This is a genomic window from Streptomyces sp. CB03234, assembly GCF_001905885.1.
In the GTDB taxonomy this organism is placed as follows: domain Bacteria; phylum Actinomycetota; class Actinomycetes; order Streptomycetales; family Streptomycetaceae; genus Streptomyces.
The window spans coordinates 436,317-449,944 of record NZ_LIYH01000002.1; the positions used below are offsets into that span (position 1 = coordinate 436,317).

At 72.4% G+C, this 13,628-nt stretch carries 14 protein-coding genes; 7 read left to right on the plus strand and 7 right to left on the minus strand.

All coding sequences use genetic code 11. The features are described 5' to 3' along the window. Positions 1-213 precede the first annotated feature (213 nt). Together AMK26_RS08825 and AMK26_RS08830 are read right to left on the minus strand one after the other, a co-directional pair. Positions 214-822, minus strand: coding sequence for a TetR/AcrR family transcriptional regulator (locus AMK26_RS08825; protein ID WP_073753868.1), 609 nt, complete (start codon positions 820-822; stop codon positions 214-216). Positions 823-930: 108 nt separating this feature from the next. Beyond that, a complete protein-coding gene (locus tag AMK26_RS08830) occupies positions 931-2,685 on the minus strand; it encodes an acetyl/propionyl/methylcrotonyl-CoA carboxylase subunit alpha (protein WP_073753870.1) in 1,755 nt (584 codons plus the stop codon). A 336-nt stretch (positions 2,686-3,021) separates the two neighbouring features. On the opposite strand from AMK26_RS08830, the gene AMK26_RS08835 reads away from it, so the two are divergent. Continuing rightward, on the plus strand, positions 3,022-3,462 hold the full coding sequence (locus tag AMK26_RS08835) for a hypothetical protein (RefSeq protein ID WP_073753872.1): 441 nt from the start codon (positions 3,022-3,024) through the stop codon (positions 3,460-3,462). 12 nt (positions 3,463-3,474) lie between these two features. Here the strand turns inward: AMK26_RS08835 and AMK26_RS08840 are convergent, their stop codons facing one another. From AMK26_RS08840 to AMK26_RS08845, 3 genes are all read right to left on the minus strand, one after another. Next, positions 3,475-4,083, minus strand: a complete 609-nt coding sequence (locus AMK26_RS08840; protein WP_073754732.1) for a Maf family protein — start codon at positions 4,081-4,083, stop codon at positions 3,475-3,477. Between the two features lie 49 nt (positions 4,084-4,132). Then, entirely contained in the window at positions 4,133-4,261 is a 129-nt protein-coding gene (gene mmpB, locus AMK26_RS38320) for a morphogenic membrane protein MmpB (RefSeq protein ID WP_274536113.1), read from the minus strand. 85 nt (positions 4,262-4,346) lie between these two features. Further along, a complete protein-coding gene (locus AMK26_RS08845) occupies positions 4,347-4,943 on the minus strand; it encodes a TetR/AcrR family transcriptional regulator (protein ID WP_073753874.1) in 597 nt (198 codons plus the stop codon). 98 nt (positions 4,944-5,041) lie between these two features. Here AMK26_RS08845 and AMK26_RS08850 point away from each other — a divergent pair, with 98 nt between their 5' ends. Continuing rightward, complete coding sequence (locus AMK26_RS08850; RefSeq protein ID WP_073753876.1) at positions 5,042-6,190, plus strand: SGNH/GDSL hydrolase family protein; 1,149 nt, start codon at positions 5,042-5,044, stop codon at positions 6,188-6,190. Here AMK26_RS08850 and AMK26_RS08855 read toward each other — a convergent pair. Further along, positions 6,187-6,396 carry an acyl-CoA carboxylase epsilon subunit gene (locus AMK26_RS08855; protein ID WP_073753878.1) on the minus strand — a complete coding sequence of 70 codons (210 nt, stop codon included), beginning with the start codon at positions 6,394-6,396 and terminating at the stop codon, positions 6,187-6,189. The two genes, AMK26_RS08850 and AMK26_RS08855, sit on opposite strands and share 4 nt — an antisense overlap. Before the next feature lie 9 nt (positions 6,397-6,405). Further along, positions 6,406-8,007 (minus strand): acyl-CoA carboxylase subunit beta, encoded by a 1,602-nt coding sequence (locus AMK26_RS08860; protein ID WP_073753880.1) that lies wholly within the window; start codon positions 8,005-8,007, stop codon positions 6,406-6,408. Between the two features lie 109 nt (positions 8,008-8,116). Here AMK26_RS08860 and AMK26_RS08865 point away from each other — a divergent pair, with 109 nt between their 5' ends. The 5 genes from AMK26_RS08865 to AMK26_RS08885 all read left to right on the plus strand — a co-directional run bounded on the left by AMK26_RS08865 (position 8,117) and on the right by AMK26_RS08885 (position 13,606). Next, positions 8,117-8,968 carry a biotin--[acetyl-CoA-carboxylase] ligase gene (locus tag AMK26_RS08865; protein ID WP_073753882.1) on the plus strand — a complete coding sequence of 284 codons (852 nt, stop codon included), beginning with the start codon at positions 8,117-8,119 and terminating at the stop codon, positions 8,966-8,968. Between the two features lie 108 nt (positions 8,969-9,076). Continuing rightward, positions 9,077-10,264: an adenylate/guanylate cyclase domain-containing protein gene (locus tag AMK26_RS08870; protein WP_073753884.1), complete on the plus strand. Its 1,188-nt coding sequence runs from the start codon at positions 9,077-9,079 to the stop codon at positions 10,262-10,264. Positions 10,265-10,302: 38 nt separating this feature from the next. After that, complete coding sequence (locus tag AMK26_RS08875; protein WP_073753886.1) at positions 10,303-11,091, plus strand: enoyl-CoA hydratase/isomerase family protein; 789 nt, start codon at positions 10,303-10,305, stop codon at positions 11,089-11,091. A gap of 45 nt (positions 11,092-11,136) precedes the next feature. Next, positions 11,137-12,411 carry a GGDEF domain-containing protein gene (locus AMK26_RS08880; RefSeq protein WP_079277507.1) on the plus strand — a complete coding sequence of 425 codons (1,275 nt, stop codon included), beginning with the start codon at positions 11,137-11,139 and terminating at the stop codon, positions 12,409-12,411. A 193-nt stretch (positions 12,412-12,604) separates the two neighbouring features. After that, positions 12,605-13,606 carry an ArsR/SmtB family transcription factor gene (locus AMK26_RS08885; RefSeq protein WP_073753888.1) on the plus strand — a complete coding sequence of 334 codons (1,002 nt, stop codon included), beginning with the start codon at positions 12,605-12,607 and terminating at the stop codon, positions 13,604-13,606. The last annotated feature ends 22 nt before the right edge of the window (positions 13,607-13,628 follow it).

Genomic DNA, 13,628 nt, shown 5'->3' on the forward strand with positions numbered 1-13,628 from the left:
CCGGGCGTCCACCCGGGGGGCCGGGCCACGCGGCGCGACACCGGAGCCTCGGCCGGCCTCCGGGCGCGGCCACCCGAGACAGGGCACCCGCCCGTCGGCTGGGCGCCATGCCACGATGCCAGGCGCCGGGTGCCCGAGGCAGGGCGACGGCGCCGGGCACGGCGATGGGCGCCTTCGGCCCGTTACGGTTCGGGTCGGGTGGACGTCAGGCCTTCAGGCCTTCAGGCCGCGCAAAGTCAGCATCAGCAGTCGGTCGGCCAGCTCCGGGTCGTCCGGGGACTGCTCGGCCGCCAGGGCGATCGCGTTGGTGAGCTGCATCAGGTCGCCGATCGACACGTCCGCCCGTACCGCGCCCGCCTCCTGGGCGCGGACCAGCAGGCGCTCGCCGGCCGCGCGCATGGGCGTGCTGCACTGGGACAGGGCCGAACTCGTGTCGTGCGACGCCGACATGAGCGCGCGGGCCAGGCCCCGGTACTCACCCGCGTGGGTGACGATGGCGCGCAGCCATTCCACCAGCGCCGTGCACGGCTGCTCCGAGGCGGCCAGGTCGTGGGACCGCTCCAGCAGGGTGTGGAGCGCCTCCTGGAAGACGGCGTTCATCAGCGCGTGCCGGTTCGGGAAGTGCCGGTACAGCGTGCCGATCCCGACCCCCGCGCGGCGTGCGACGTCCTCCAGCGACGCGTCGGTGCCGTGCTCCGCGAAGGCGGCCCGCGCCTCGCTCAGCAGCCGCTCGTAGTTGCGGCGTGCGTCGGCGCGCATGGGCCGCGGTGCACCCGGCGCCCTGTCCGCCGCCGTCCCGCCCGCCGCCGTACTCGTCGCCATCGCGCCGTCCTCCCTCGCAGGCCCCGCCCTTCTGCCCTCCAGCATGCCATCGCGCACATGGCGAGGGGCCCGCCGGCCTGTGCCGACGGGCCCCTGTGGTGAGGTGTGTCAGTCCTTGATCTCGCAGATCGCGGCGCCGGACGTCACCGACGCGCCGACCTCCGCCGACAGACCCTTGATCGTGCCCGCGCGGTGGGCGTTGATGGGCTGCTCCATCTTCATCGCCTCGAGTACGACGATGAGGTCGCCCTCCTTGACCTCCTGGCCCTCCTCGACCGCGACCTTGACGATCGTGCCCTGCATCGGGGAGGCGAGCGTGTCGCCCGAGGCGGCCGAGCCGGACTTCTTGGCGGCGCGGCGCTTGGGCTTGGCGCCCGCGGCCAGACCCGTGCGGGCCAGGCTCATGCCCAGGGAGGACGGCAGCGAGACCTCCAGGCGCTTGCCGCCGACCTCGACGACGACGGTCTCGCGGCCCGGCTCCTCCTCCGTCTCCGTGGCGGCGGGGGCGGCGAACGGCTTGATCTCGTTGACGAACTCCGTCTCGATCCAGCGCGTGTGCACGCGGAACGGGTTCGCGGTGAACGCCGGGTCGGCCACCACAGCGCGGTGGAAGGGGATGGCGGTGGCCATGCCCTCGACCTGGAACTCGGCGAGAGCACGGGCCGCCCGCTGGAGGGCCTGCTCACGCGTCGCGCCGGTGACGATCAGCTTGGCGAGCAGCGAGTCCCAGGCGGGGCCGATGACGCTGCCGGACTCCACGCCCGCGTCCAGGCGGACACCCGGGCCGCTCGGCGGGGCGAACGTGGTCACCGTGCCGGGGGCCGGGAGGAAGTTGCGGCCCGGGTCCTCGCCGTTGATGCGGAACTCGAAGGAGTGGCCGCGTACGGCGGGGTCGTCGTACCCGAGCTCCTCGCCGTCGGCGATACGGAACATCTCGCGTACGAGGTCGATACCGGTGACCTCCTCGGTGACCGGGTGCTCGACCTGGAGACGGGTGTTGACCTCCAGGAAGGAGATCGTGCCGTCCTGGCCGACGAGGAACTCCACGGTGCCGGCACCCTCGTAGCCGGCCTCCTTCAGGATGGCCTTGGACGCCCGGTACAGCTCGGCGTTCTGCTCGGCCGACAGGAACGGCGCCGGGGCCTCCTCCACCAGCTTCTGGTGGCGGCGCTGGAGCGAGCAGTCACGCGTCGACACCACGACGACGTTGCCGTGCTTGTCCGCCAGGCACTGCGTCTCCACGTGGCGGGGCCTGTCCAGGTACCGCTCCACGAAGCACTCGCCGCGGCCGAAGGCGGCGACGGCCTCGCGGACGGCGGAGTCGTACAGCTCCGGCACCTCTTCGAGGGTGCGGGCGACCTTCAGGCCGCGTCCGCCGCCGCCGAAGGCCGCCTTGATGGCGATCGGCAGGCCGTGCTCCTCGGCGAAGGCGACGACCTCGTCCGCGCCGGAGACCGGGTCGGGCGTGCCGGCGACCAGCGGCGCGCCGGCGCGCTGGGCGATGTGACGGGCGGCGACCTTGTCGCCCAGGTCCCGGATGGCCTGCGGCGGCGGGCCGATCCAGGTCAGGCCCGCGTCGATGACGGCCTGGGCGAACTCCGCGTTCTCGGAAAGGAATCCGTACCCAGGATGGATGGCGTCCGCGCCGGAATCGGCCGCGGCCTGGAGCACCTTGGCGATGTCCAGATAGCTGGCGGCCGGGGTGTCACCGCCCAGGGCGAACGCCTCGTCGGCCGCACGGACGTGCAGGGCGTCCCGGTCCGGATCGGCGTAGACGGCTACGCTCGCGATCCCGGCGTCCCGGCAGGCACGGGCGACACGGACAGCGATTTCGCCACGGTTGGCGATGAGCACCTTGCGCACGATGGCTCCCTCCTTGAAACAAGCTGAGTTTAGGGACAGCCGACACGGCCTTTCGACCCGTCCCCCATGGTGAGCTTGCCCACACGGAGCGTGATTCGAGCCGCGGTGGAGTCGTGAAATCCCTTGTCGCACCACGTTACGCAGGGCTTCTGGACGGAACAGTAACCCTGAGGTGTGGTCAAGGTCTCTGTCTTCACGGCCAGCGGGGCATCCCGTTTCTTTGTGGAGTCCCTACGAATGGGCGAATGATTCTTTGCCGCGCTGCCAGAACCCTTGTTCGTACGTTTACCAGTCAGTAGCCTGCGCGCTGTCGTCCGTACTGGCAGGGGAGTGCCCATGGTGGCCCGCAGACCGATAGCGCTGGCGGCCGGGATCGTGCTGATCCTGGAGGCAGCGGGCCTGGTGCTGTTGCACATGGTGCTCGCCAAGGTCATGGGCGGCCAGCGGATGTCGCTGGACGGCCTCGACCCGGACCTGATGGTCACCGCGATCTGGGTCATGGGCGGTGTCTTCGGGGCGTACGTGGCCCTGTGCGGGGCGCTGCTGGTGCGCCTGGGCGTACGGGACGGCGCCCTGGGGCGGGTCGCGCGGATCGTGCTCATCACCTGCGCGATCACGCACGGGGTGCTGGGCGCGGTGACGGTGGGCCTGGTGGGGTGGGCGGCGTTCGCGTACATGATGGTCGTGCTGGGCCTGATCGTGGCCTCGCTGGTGCTGTACGCGCCGGAGGGCGAGGAGCCGGCGCCGCCCGTGGAGGGCGGCGTGGCGGCGGCGTGACGCGGGGGAGGGTCAGCCCCACAGGTCGGTGATCGCGATGCCCAGTTCGGCCAGCAGGCGGCGCAGCAGCGGCAGGGACAGGCCGATCACATTGCCCGGGTCGCCGTCGATGCCGTCGATGAAGGGCGCCGAGCGGCCGTCGAGGGTGAACGCGCCCGCCACGTGGAGGGGTTCGCCACTGGCGACGTACGCCGCGATCTCCTCGTCCGTCGGGTCGCCGAAGCGGACCAGGGTGGAGGCGGTCGCGGAGGCGTACCGCTTGGCGGTGGTGTCGTAGACGCAGTGGCCGGTCTGGAGGATGCCGGCGCGGCCGCGCATCGCCTTCCAGCGGGCGGTGGCCTCCTCGGCGTCGGCGGGCTTGCCCAGCGCCTGCTTGTCCAGCTCCAGCACCGAGTCGCAGCCGATCACCAGCGCGCCGCTCGCCTCGGGCTTGGCGGCCACGTGGGCGGCCTTGGCCTCGGCGAGGGCGAGCGCCAGTTCGGCCGGGGTCGGGGCGGTGAACTTGTCCTCGTCGATCCCGCTGACGATCACCTCGGGGGTGAGCCCGGCCTGCCGCAGCAGACCGAGGCGGGCGGGGGACGCGGAGGCCAGGACGAGGCGGCGGCGCTGAGCAGCAGTCATGGGCGCCATCGTACGGAAAACGCCCACGGGTGACGGCTCGGCGCCGGTGTCAGTGCAGGCCCACCACGAGCATCGCCAGCAGCATCGCCAGCGCCAGCAGAATCCCCGCGCGGCGCAGCATCGCCTGCATGTCGCGCATCTCTTCGGGGGGTTCGTTCTCGGGGTCGGACCACAGCATCCTTCGATCCTGCTGGCGGGGTCCGCCCGGCGCCTGAGTACGCGTACTCAGGCACCGCGGTGCTTACGGACTAATCACGGGCTGGTCAACGGGTGGTGAACACCCCCGCGCGGATCGCGGCGAGGGCCGCCGCCACCGCCCGCTCCTCGTCCGCGGCGGTGAGCGGCTCGTGGCTGACCGCGAAGCGGTAGTACAGCGGGGCGGAGACGGCGCGCAGGGCCTCGACCGGGTCGGTGCCGGGCGGGGCCTCGCCGCGGGTGACGGCCCGTTCCACGACGGTGGCCCATTCGCCGAGGCGGGCCGCGTAGAAGCCGTGCAGGGCGGTGGCGCACTCCTCGTCGCAGGCCGCCGCCGCGATGACCGCCCGGAAGACGGGGCCCATGCGCGGGTCGGTGAGGGCCGTGGCGACGAGGGTGGCGTTGTCGCGCAGGTCGCCTTCGAGCGAGCCGGTGTCCGAGGCGGGGACGGACCGCTCGGCCATGTCGCGGAGCAGGTCGGCGATCAGGCCGACGGGGGAGCCCCAGCGCCGGTAGACGGTGGTCTTGCCGACGCCCGCGCCGGCGGCGATCCGGTCCATGTTCAGGGCGTGGAAGCCCTCCGTGGCCAGCGCCTCCTCGGTGGCCCGGAGGACGGCGGCGCGGACCTTGGCGGTGCGGCCGCCGGGGCGGACGGTGCCGGGCATGGATTCCAAATGGGACTCCTGTTTCGTTTAGTTGCGGTGTGGTGGTACGGTCGCCCCGTGCAGCTTAATGGAAATTCCTTCCCGTTAGGAGTCGAACGATGACGACGACGCATTGGACCGCCGCCTGGACCGCCTCCCCCCAGCTTCCCTCCACCGGGTTCACCCCGAACTGGTCCCAGGAGGGCTTCTCCGACCACACCGTCCGCCAGGTCCTCCGCGTCACCGCCGCCGGCGACCGCGTCCGGATCCGGCTGTCGAACGCGTACGGGACCTCCCCGCTCCACATCACCGGGGTCGCCATCGCCCGTACGGACACCGGCGCGGCCGTCCGGTCCGGGACCCTGCGCCACCTCACCTTCGGAGGGCGGCGGTCGGTGGCCGTCCCGGCGCACGGGCAGACCGAGAGCGACGCCGCCGAGCTCGCCCTGGAGCGCCTGGACCGGCTGACCGTCACGCTGTACCTCGCCGGCACCACCGGCCCGGCCACCTTCCACGCCCAGGGCTTCACCGACACCTACCGCGCCGAGGGCGACCACCGCGACGACGTCACCGGTACGCCGTTCACCGGGACGACCCAGTCCTGGTACTACCTGACCGGGGTGGACGTGAGCGGCCCCCGGGCCCCTCAGCCGGGTGCCGTGCTGTTCGGCGACTCCCTCACCGACGGCTTCGGCTCCACCCCCAACGCCGACCGCCGCTGGTCCGACGCCCTCGCCGAGCGCACGGACCGCCCCGTACTGAACGCCGGCATCGGCGGCAACCTGCTGCTCAACGACTCGGCCTGGTACGGGGAGCGGTCCTCCGCCCGCTTCCACCGCGACGCCCTCGACCTGCCCGGCGCCGGAACGGTCGTCCTCCTCCAGGGGCTCAACGACATCGGCTTCAGCGAGGCCCGGGACCAGCCCACGTACAAGCCCGCCCCGGCCGTGTCGGCCGCCGAACTGATCGACGGCTACCGCACCCTGATACGCGCCGCACGCGCGCGTGGCGTACGGATCGTGGGCGCGACCATCCTGCCCTTCAAGGGCACCACCCACTGGAGCGACCGGGCCGCCAAGGTCAGCGGCGAGGTCAACGACTGGATGCGCGAGTCCGGCGAGTTCGACGCCGTCATCGACTTCCACCGGCTCATGGCCGACCCCGCCGACCCCGACCGCCTCAACCCCGCGTACGCGTACGAGGACGGCCTCCACCCCAACGACGCGGGATACCGCGTCATGGCGGAGGCCGTCGTACCCCTGCTTTAAAGGGGCCAGTACGAGCGCGTCCACGACCGCGGGCCCGGCTGCGGGCGGCGCGTATGGGCGATCCTCGCCGGGTCGGACCAGCCCTCGGGGACGCGCTCCGCGCCGCCGGAGGCCGCCGAGGCGGTCGCGGCGGCGCGCGCCTGGACCACCGCCAGGGCGGCGGCCAGCTCCTCCGGGGTCGGGTTGCCCCGCAGAACCTTGATCATGGGGGCTCCTTAGAGGGGGATGTTGCCGTGCTTCTTCGGGGGCAGGTTTTCCCGCTTCGTACGCAGCTGACGCAGGCCCTTGACGATCTGCGTCCGCGTCTCCGACGGCATGACGACCGCGTCGATGTAACCGCGCTCGGCCGCCGTGTACGGGTTGAGCAGGGCGTCCTCGTACTCCTGGATCAGCCGCGCCCGCGTCGCCTCGACGTCGTCGGCCTCCGCGATGGTGCGCCGGTGCAGGATGTTCACCGCGCCCTGCGCGCCCATCACCGCGATCTGCGCGGTCGGCCACGCCAGGTTCAGGTCGGCGCCCAGGTGCTTGGAGCCCATGACGTCGTACGCGCCGCCGAACGCCTTGCGCGTGATCACCGTGATCAGCGGGACGGTCGCCTCGGCGTACGCGTAGATCAGCTTGGCGCCGCGCCGGATGATGCCCTCGTGCTCCTGGCCGACGCCCGGCAGGAACCCCGGCACGTCGACGAAGGTCAGCACCGGGATGTTGAACGCGTCGCAGGTACGGACGAACCGGGCGGCCTTCTCGGAGGCGTTGATGTCCAGGCAGCCCGCGAACTGCATCGGCTGGTTGGCGACGATGCCGACCGGGTAGCCCTCCACCCGCCCGAACCCCGTGACGATGTTCGGCGCGAACAGCGCCTGCGTCTCCAGGAATTCACCGTCGTCCAGCACATGCTCGATGACGGTGTGCATGTCGTACGGCTGGTTCGCCGAGTCCGGGATGAGGACGTCCAGCTCGCGGTCCTCGTCGCTCGGCTCCAGATCCGCCTCCTCCGGGAAGGCGGGCGCCTCGGAGAGGTTGTTCGACGGCAGGTACGACAGGAGGGACTTGACGTACTCGATGGCGTCCTTCTCGTCCCCCGCCATGTGGTGCGCCACACCGGAGGCGGTGTTGTGCGTCCGGGCACCGCCCAGCTCCTCGAAGCCCACGTCCTCGCCCGTCACCGTCTTGATGACGTCGGGGCCCGTGATGAACATGTGCGAGGTCTGGTCGACCATCACCGTGAAGTCGGTGATGGCCGGGGAGTACACGGCCCCGCCCGCACACGGGCCGACGACCAGGCTGATCTGCGGAATCACTCCCGAGGCATGGGTGTTGCGGCGGAAGATCTCGCCGTACATGCCGAGGGCCATGACGCCCTCCTGGATACGGGCGCCACCGGAGTCGTTGATGCCGATGACCGGGCAGCCGGTCTTCAGGGCGAAGTCCATCACCTTGATGATCTTCTGCCCGAAGACCTCGCCCAACGCGCCGCCGAACACCGTGAAGTCCTGCGAGAACACCGCCACCGGGCGGCCGTCGACCGTTCCGTACCCGGTGACGACACCGTCTCCGTAGGGGCGGTTCTTCTCCAGGCCGAAGCTGGTGGAGCGGTGCCGGGCGAACTCGTCCAGCTCGACGAAGGAACCCTCGTCCAGCAGGAGGGCGATGCGCTCCCGGGCCGTCAACTTGCCCTTGGCGTGCTGCTTCTCGACGGCGCGCTCGGAGCCCGCGTGCGTCGCCTCGTCGATACGGCGCTGCAGATCCGCGAGTTTGCCCGCGGTCGTATGGATGTCGATCTTCTGGGGCTCTTGGGGCTTGACCGGCTCGGACATCGGGATGCGGCTCCCTGCATGGTCACGGGATCGTTGGCTACTGACCCGTAGCGTATCGGCGGGCATGGCCTTCGGCAGTGCGGTGTTTACCACACCTACGCTGGCTTGCATGACGCCCTCACTTGGTCCAGGGAGCCCCTGGTCCGACCTCGAACGACCGCCCCTGAACGCCGCCTCCCTGCGCCGCGCCCTCCTCCGGCCCGGCGGCCGGTGGACCTCCCTCGACATCGTGCCCGCCACCGGCTCCACCAACTCCGACCTGGCCGCCCGCGCCGCCGGCCTCCCCGAGGGCGCGATCCTCCTCGCCGAGGAGCAGACGGCCGGGCGCGGCCGTCTGGACCGCACCTGGTCCGCGCCCGCCCGCTCCGGCCTGTTCTTCTCCGTCCTGCTCAAGCCGGACGTCCCCGTCGCCCGCCTCGCCTGGCTGCCGCTGCTCACCGGAGTCGCCGCCGCCACCGGGCTGACCCGTGCCGCCGGTGTCGACATGGCGCTGAAGTGGCCCAACGACCTGATGGTGAGGGTCGAAGGCGAAGAGAGGAAGACCGGCGGCATCCTCGCCGAGCGGGCCGGCGACGACGGCATCGTCGTCGGACTCGGCCTCAACGTCACCCTCCGTAAGGAGGAGCTGCCCGTCCCCACGGCCGGCTCCCTCCTCCTCGCGAACGCGATCTCCACCGACCGCGACACGCTGCTGCGCGCCGTCCTCCGCTCGCTGGAGCAGTGGTACGGCCGGTGGACGGCGGCCGGCGGCGACCCGGTGGCGTGCGGACTGGCGGAGGCGTACGCGGCGGGCTGCGCCACCCTCGGCCGTACCGTCCGCGCCGAGCTGCCCGGCGACCGCACCCTCACGGGCGAGGCGGTCGCCATCGACGGCGACGGGCGGCTGGTGGTGGCGCCGCCCGGCGGAGAGCGGGAGGCCGTGGGAGCGGGCGACATCGTGCATCTGCGCCCGGTGGACTAACGCGCTGGGCCGCCCGGACGTGAGCCAGGGCACACCTGCCGTATCGTTGACGACGATCCAGCTACAGATCGGCAGGACAGTGCGCAGGGAACGGGCAGGAGGCGGCCGGTGACCGTCGACGACGCGAACTCGGGCGGGTCCGGGTCCGGGCCGAGGGGGGCGGGGCCCAGCGGAACGCCCGGCGGGGCGGAGTACCCCACCCCCCACCATGTCGTCGACCACACGGCGGAGCCCACCGACGACCCCCTGGCCATCCGCCTGGAGCAGCTGATCCTCGGCGCCGAGCGCCGCTACACCCCCTTCCAGGCGGCCCGCACCGCCGGTGTCTCCATGGACCTGGCCTCCCGGTTCTGGCGCGCCATGGGCTTCGCCGACATCGGCCAGGCCAAGGCGCTGACGGAGGCGGACGTGCTGGCGCTGCGGCGGCTGGCCGGTCTGGTGGAGGCGGGGCTGCTGAGCGAGCCGATGGCGGTGCAGGTGGCCCGGTCCACCGGCCAGACCACCGCCCGGCTGGCCGAATGGCAGATCGACTCGTTCCTGGAGGGCCTCACTGAGCCGCCCGAGCCCGGCATGACGCGTACTGAAGTGACGTATCCCCTGGTGGAGCTGTTGCTGCCGGAGCTCCAGGAATTCCTGGTGTACGTGTGGCGGCGGCAGCTCGCGGCGGCGACCGGGCGGGTCGTGCAGGCCGCCGACGACGAGGAGATGGTGGACCGGCGCCTCGCGGTCGGCTTCGCGGACCTCGTCGGCTTCACCCGGCTGACCCGGCGCCTGGAGGAGGAGGAGCTGGGCGAGCTGGTCGAGGCGTTCGAGACCACCTCGGCCGACCTGGTCGCCGCGCACGGCGGGCGGCTGATCAAGACGCTCGGTGACGAGGTGCTGTACGCGGCCGACGACGCCGGTACGGCCGCCGAGATCGCGCTGCGGCTCATCGAGACGCTCGGCCACGACGAGACGATGCCCGCGCTGCGCGTCGGCATCGCCTTCGGCACGGTCACGACCCGGATGGGCGACGTCTTCGGTACGACGGTGAACCTGGCGAGCCGGCTCACCTCGATAGCGCCCAAGGACGCGGTCCTGGTCGACGGGGCGCTCGCGGAGGAGCTGTCGCGCACGGGCGAGGCACCGGTGTCGGAGGCGCAGGTCGCGGAGGAGGTGGCGCGCGCGGAGAAGGAGGGCGAGGCGCCGCCCTCGTACCGCTTCGCGCTCCAGCCGATGTGGCAGCGGCCGGTGCGAGGCCTCGGGGTGATCGAGCCCTGGCTGCTGACGCGGCGGGAGCCTAAGATCCCCGGGTAGCGGTCGCTAACGCTCGTTAACCGGGAGGGTTTCGCCTTATGTCCGAGCAGCGCTTCGGAGAATTCGTCGCCGTACGCCGTCATGAGCACGTGGCGGAACTGGTCCTCGACCGGCCCAAGGCCATGAACGCCGTCTCCACGGAGATGGCCCGCTGCATCGGCGCCGCGTGCGAGGCGCTCGGCGCGGATCCGTCGGTACGGGTGACCGTGCTGACCTCCTCCAACGAGCGGGCGTTCTGCGTGGGCGCCGACCTCAAGGAGCGCAACGCGCTCAGCGACGCCGAGCTGGTGCGCCAGCGCCCGGTCGCGCGCGGCGCGTACACCGGCGTGCTGGAGCTGCCGATGCCGACGGTCGCCGCCGTGCACGGCTTCGCGCTGGGCGGCGGGTTCGAGCTGGCGCTCGCCTGCGACCTGATCGTGGCCGACGCGACGGCGGTCGTCGGGCTGCCCGAGGTGTCGGTGGGCGTGATTCCGGGCGGTGGCGGGACGCAGCTGCTGCCACGCCGGGTGGGGGCCGCCCGGGCAGCGGAGCTGGTGTTCACGGCGCGGCGCGTGGCGGCGGCGGAGGCGGTGTCGCTGGGGCTGGTGGACCAGCTGGTGGACGACGCCCGTGAGGGCGCCCTGCAGCTGGCCACCCGGATCGCCGGCAACTCGCCGGTCGGGCTGCGGGCCGCCAAGCGCGCCATGCGGCTGGGGCACGGGCTGGACCTGCGGGCGGGCCTGGAGGTCGAGGACGCGGCATGGCGGTCGGTGGCCTTCTCGGGCGACCGGGCGGAGGGCGTGGCGGCGTTCAACGAGAAGCGGAAGCCCGAGTGGCCCGGGGAGTGAAAGGTCTGGGAGTGAAAAGTCGGGCATCCTCCCTAAGCTTGAGGAATGGGTGAGGATGTCCGGCTACGCGCTGTAGTGGCGCTCGCGCAGGCCATGGCGTCGGCGCACACTCCGCGCGAGACCTGGCGGGCGGCCGCGCTGGGCGCGCGCGACGCGCTCCGCGGGACGTTCGCCGCGCTCTCGATGTGGGAGCGGGACCTCGGCCGGCTCAAGGTGCTCGTCAACGCGGGCGAGCGGGCGCCGGACGAGGAGGAGTTCCCGGACTCCGAGACGTACCCGGTGCACCAGTTCTCCGAGATCACCGAGTTCCTGCACGAGCGGTGGGCGGGCGGCGGGGAGCCGAACGCCTGGGTGGAGACGGCGCACGGGCCGGAGGCGGGGGAGCCCGGTTACTGCCACCAGAGGGTGGCCGCCCTGCGGCGGCGCGGGCGCGGCTGCTGTGTCGTCGCGCCGATAGTGATGCACGGGCGGGCGTGGGGCGAGCTGTACGTGGCCCGGCCGGCCGGGGCGCCGGTCTTCGACCGCGGCGACGCGGACTTCGCGACCGTGCTCGCGTCGGTCGTCGCGGCCGGGATCGCCCAGACCGAGCGCCTGGAGGAGGTCCGCAGGCTCGCCTTCACCGACCCGCTGACCGGGCTCGCCAACCGGCGGGCGGTGGACATGCGGCTGGACGAGGCGGTCGAGCGCTTCCTGGCGGACGGGACGGTGGTGTCGCTGGTGGTCTGCGACCTGAACGGCCTCAAGCGCGTCAACGACACGCACGGGCACGCGGCGGGGGACCGGCTGCTGGAGCGGTTCGGCTCGGTGCTGTCGTACTGCGGGGCGATGCTGCCGGGCGCGCTGGCGGCGCGGCTGGGCGGTGACGAGTTCTGCCTGGTGTCGGTGGGACCGGAGGCGGACGAGGTGGTGCGGGCGGCGGACGAGCTGTGCGTACGGGCCGGTGAGCTGGAGCTGGGCGAGGGCGTGGCGTGCGGGGTGGCGTCGACCGGTGACCCGATCGGACCGGTGCAGTCGGCACGGCGGCTGTTCCGGCTGGCGGACGCGGCGCAGTACCGGGCCAAGGCGGCGCGGTCGCTCAAGCCGGTGGTGGCGGGACGGGACGGCACGGTCATCGCCTTGGCGGACCACCCCCCGGCGGCCGCCCGCGACCGCCGCACCTTCCGCGACGCCCCGGCGGAGCCGGGGGTGGTTGGGGTGCCGAGGGCGCCTGGGGCTTCTGCGGTGCCTGGGGGTTCTGTGGCCCCTGCGGCGCCGCCCGCCCCGCCGGAGCCGGCCGTCGGCACGGAGCCGGGCGCCGAGCCGGACCGGCCCGGCCCGTAGAGCGCGGTCCGGCGCGGAACCGTCCGCCGCCGGTGCCTCCCTGCTGTGGGCGGTAGCCCGGCGGGCGTACTTCGGCCCGGGTGTGGATGCTGAACCGGGACGCGTGGCCGCCCTGACAAGAGGACGTCCATGGGATGTTTAGGGCGGTGAGGTCTCCTGGGTCACAGACCATGCGATCACAAGAGGGGGACTTGTGCTCCATATCCGTTTCAGCGATCTCGATCTGGGGCGCGTCCGGCTCGCGGATGAGCCGGACGTCATGTGGGAAATCGTGCTGAGTCTCCATCAACTCCTCAGCCCCGACCCGTTTTTCGCGCCCTGGAGCCGCCTCGCCCGCAAAAAGTTGACCCATGCGGGCATGGGCCGGGATGTGCACCTGCTGTCGGCGCTCGTCCCGATCAGCTCCTACTTCCCCGACTTCCTGACGCCCCCGGGCCACGTCACCTCCCTGGAAGGCGGAGTCGACCAGGTGCTGTCCACCGGCAAGGGGCAGCTGCGCGCGGAGATCAGCCGGCTCGCGGAGTCCCGCCCTCGGTCGCCGGTCTGGTTCAGCGATGTCACGGCCGGGCGTCTCGAGGCCCTGCGTCGGCTCGGCCTCGCGTTACGCGGCTACCACGCCCACGTCCTGGCGCCGTATGCCCCCGTCGGCGCGGCGCTCGTCGCGCGCGACGCGAACCGCCATGCGCGGCGGTTCATCGCGCAGGGCAGCGAGGAACTGCTAGGCAGCCTCGGGCCCCAGATGCAGTGGCGGCCCCCGGTGCTGGAGGTGGACTATCCGGTCGCGCAGAGCCTCGACCTGAATGGGCGCGGACTGTTGCTGATCCCCAGCTTCTTCTGCCACAACCATCCGATCGCCCTCGCCGATCCAGAGCTGCCGCCGACCCTGGTGTTTCCGGTGGCGCGGCAGCCGTTGTGGATCCCGAAGCCGGAAGATTCCAGCTCGGGCAGCTTCGGCGAGGCCGGTCTCAACGGTCTCGACGAGCTGATCGGGCCGACCCGCGCCGCCGCCCTGCGCTTCCTCGACAGCGCGCACAGCACGACCGAGCTCGCCGTGCGCCTGTGCACCTCTGTCTCCACGGCCAGCCGTCACGCCACCGCGCTACGCCGGGCCGGCCTGGTGGTCAGCGAGCGGCTCGGTGGTTCCGTCCGGCACACGCGTACGGCGCTGGGGACGGGTCTGGTTCACGGCGTCTGAGCCTGGACAGGGGCTGGGCGGG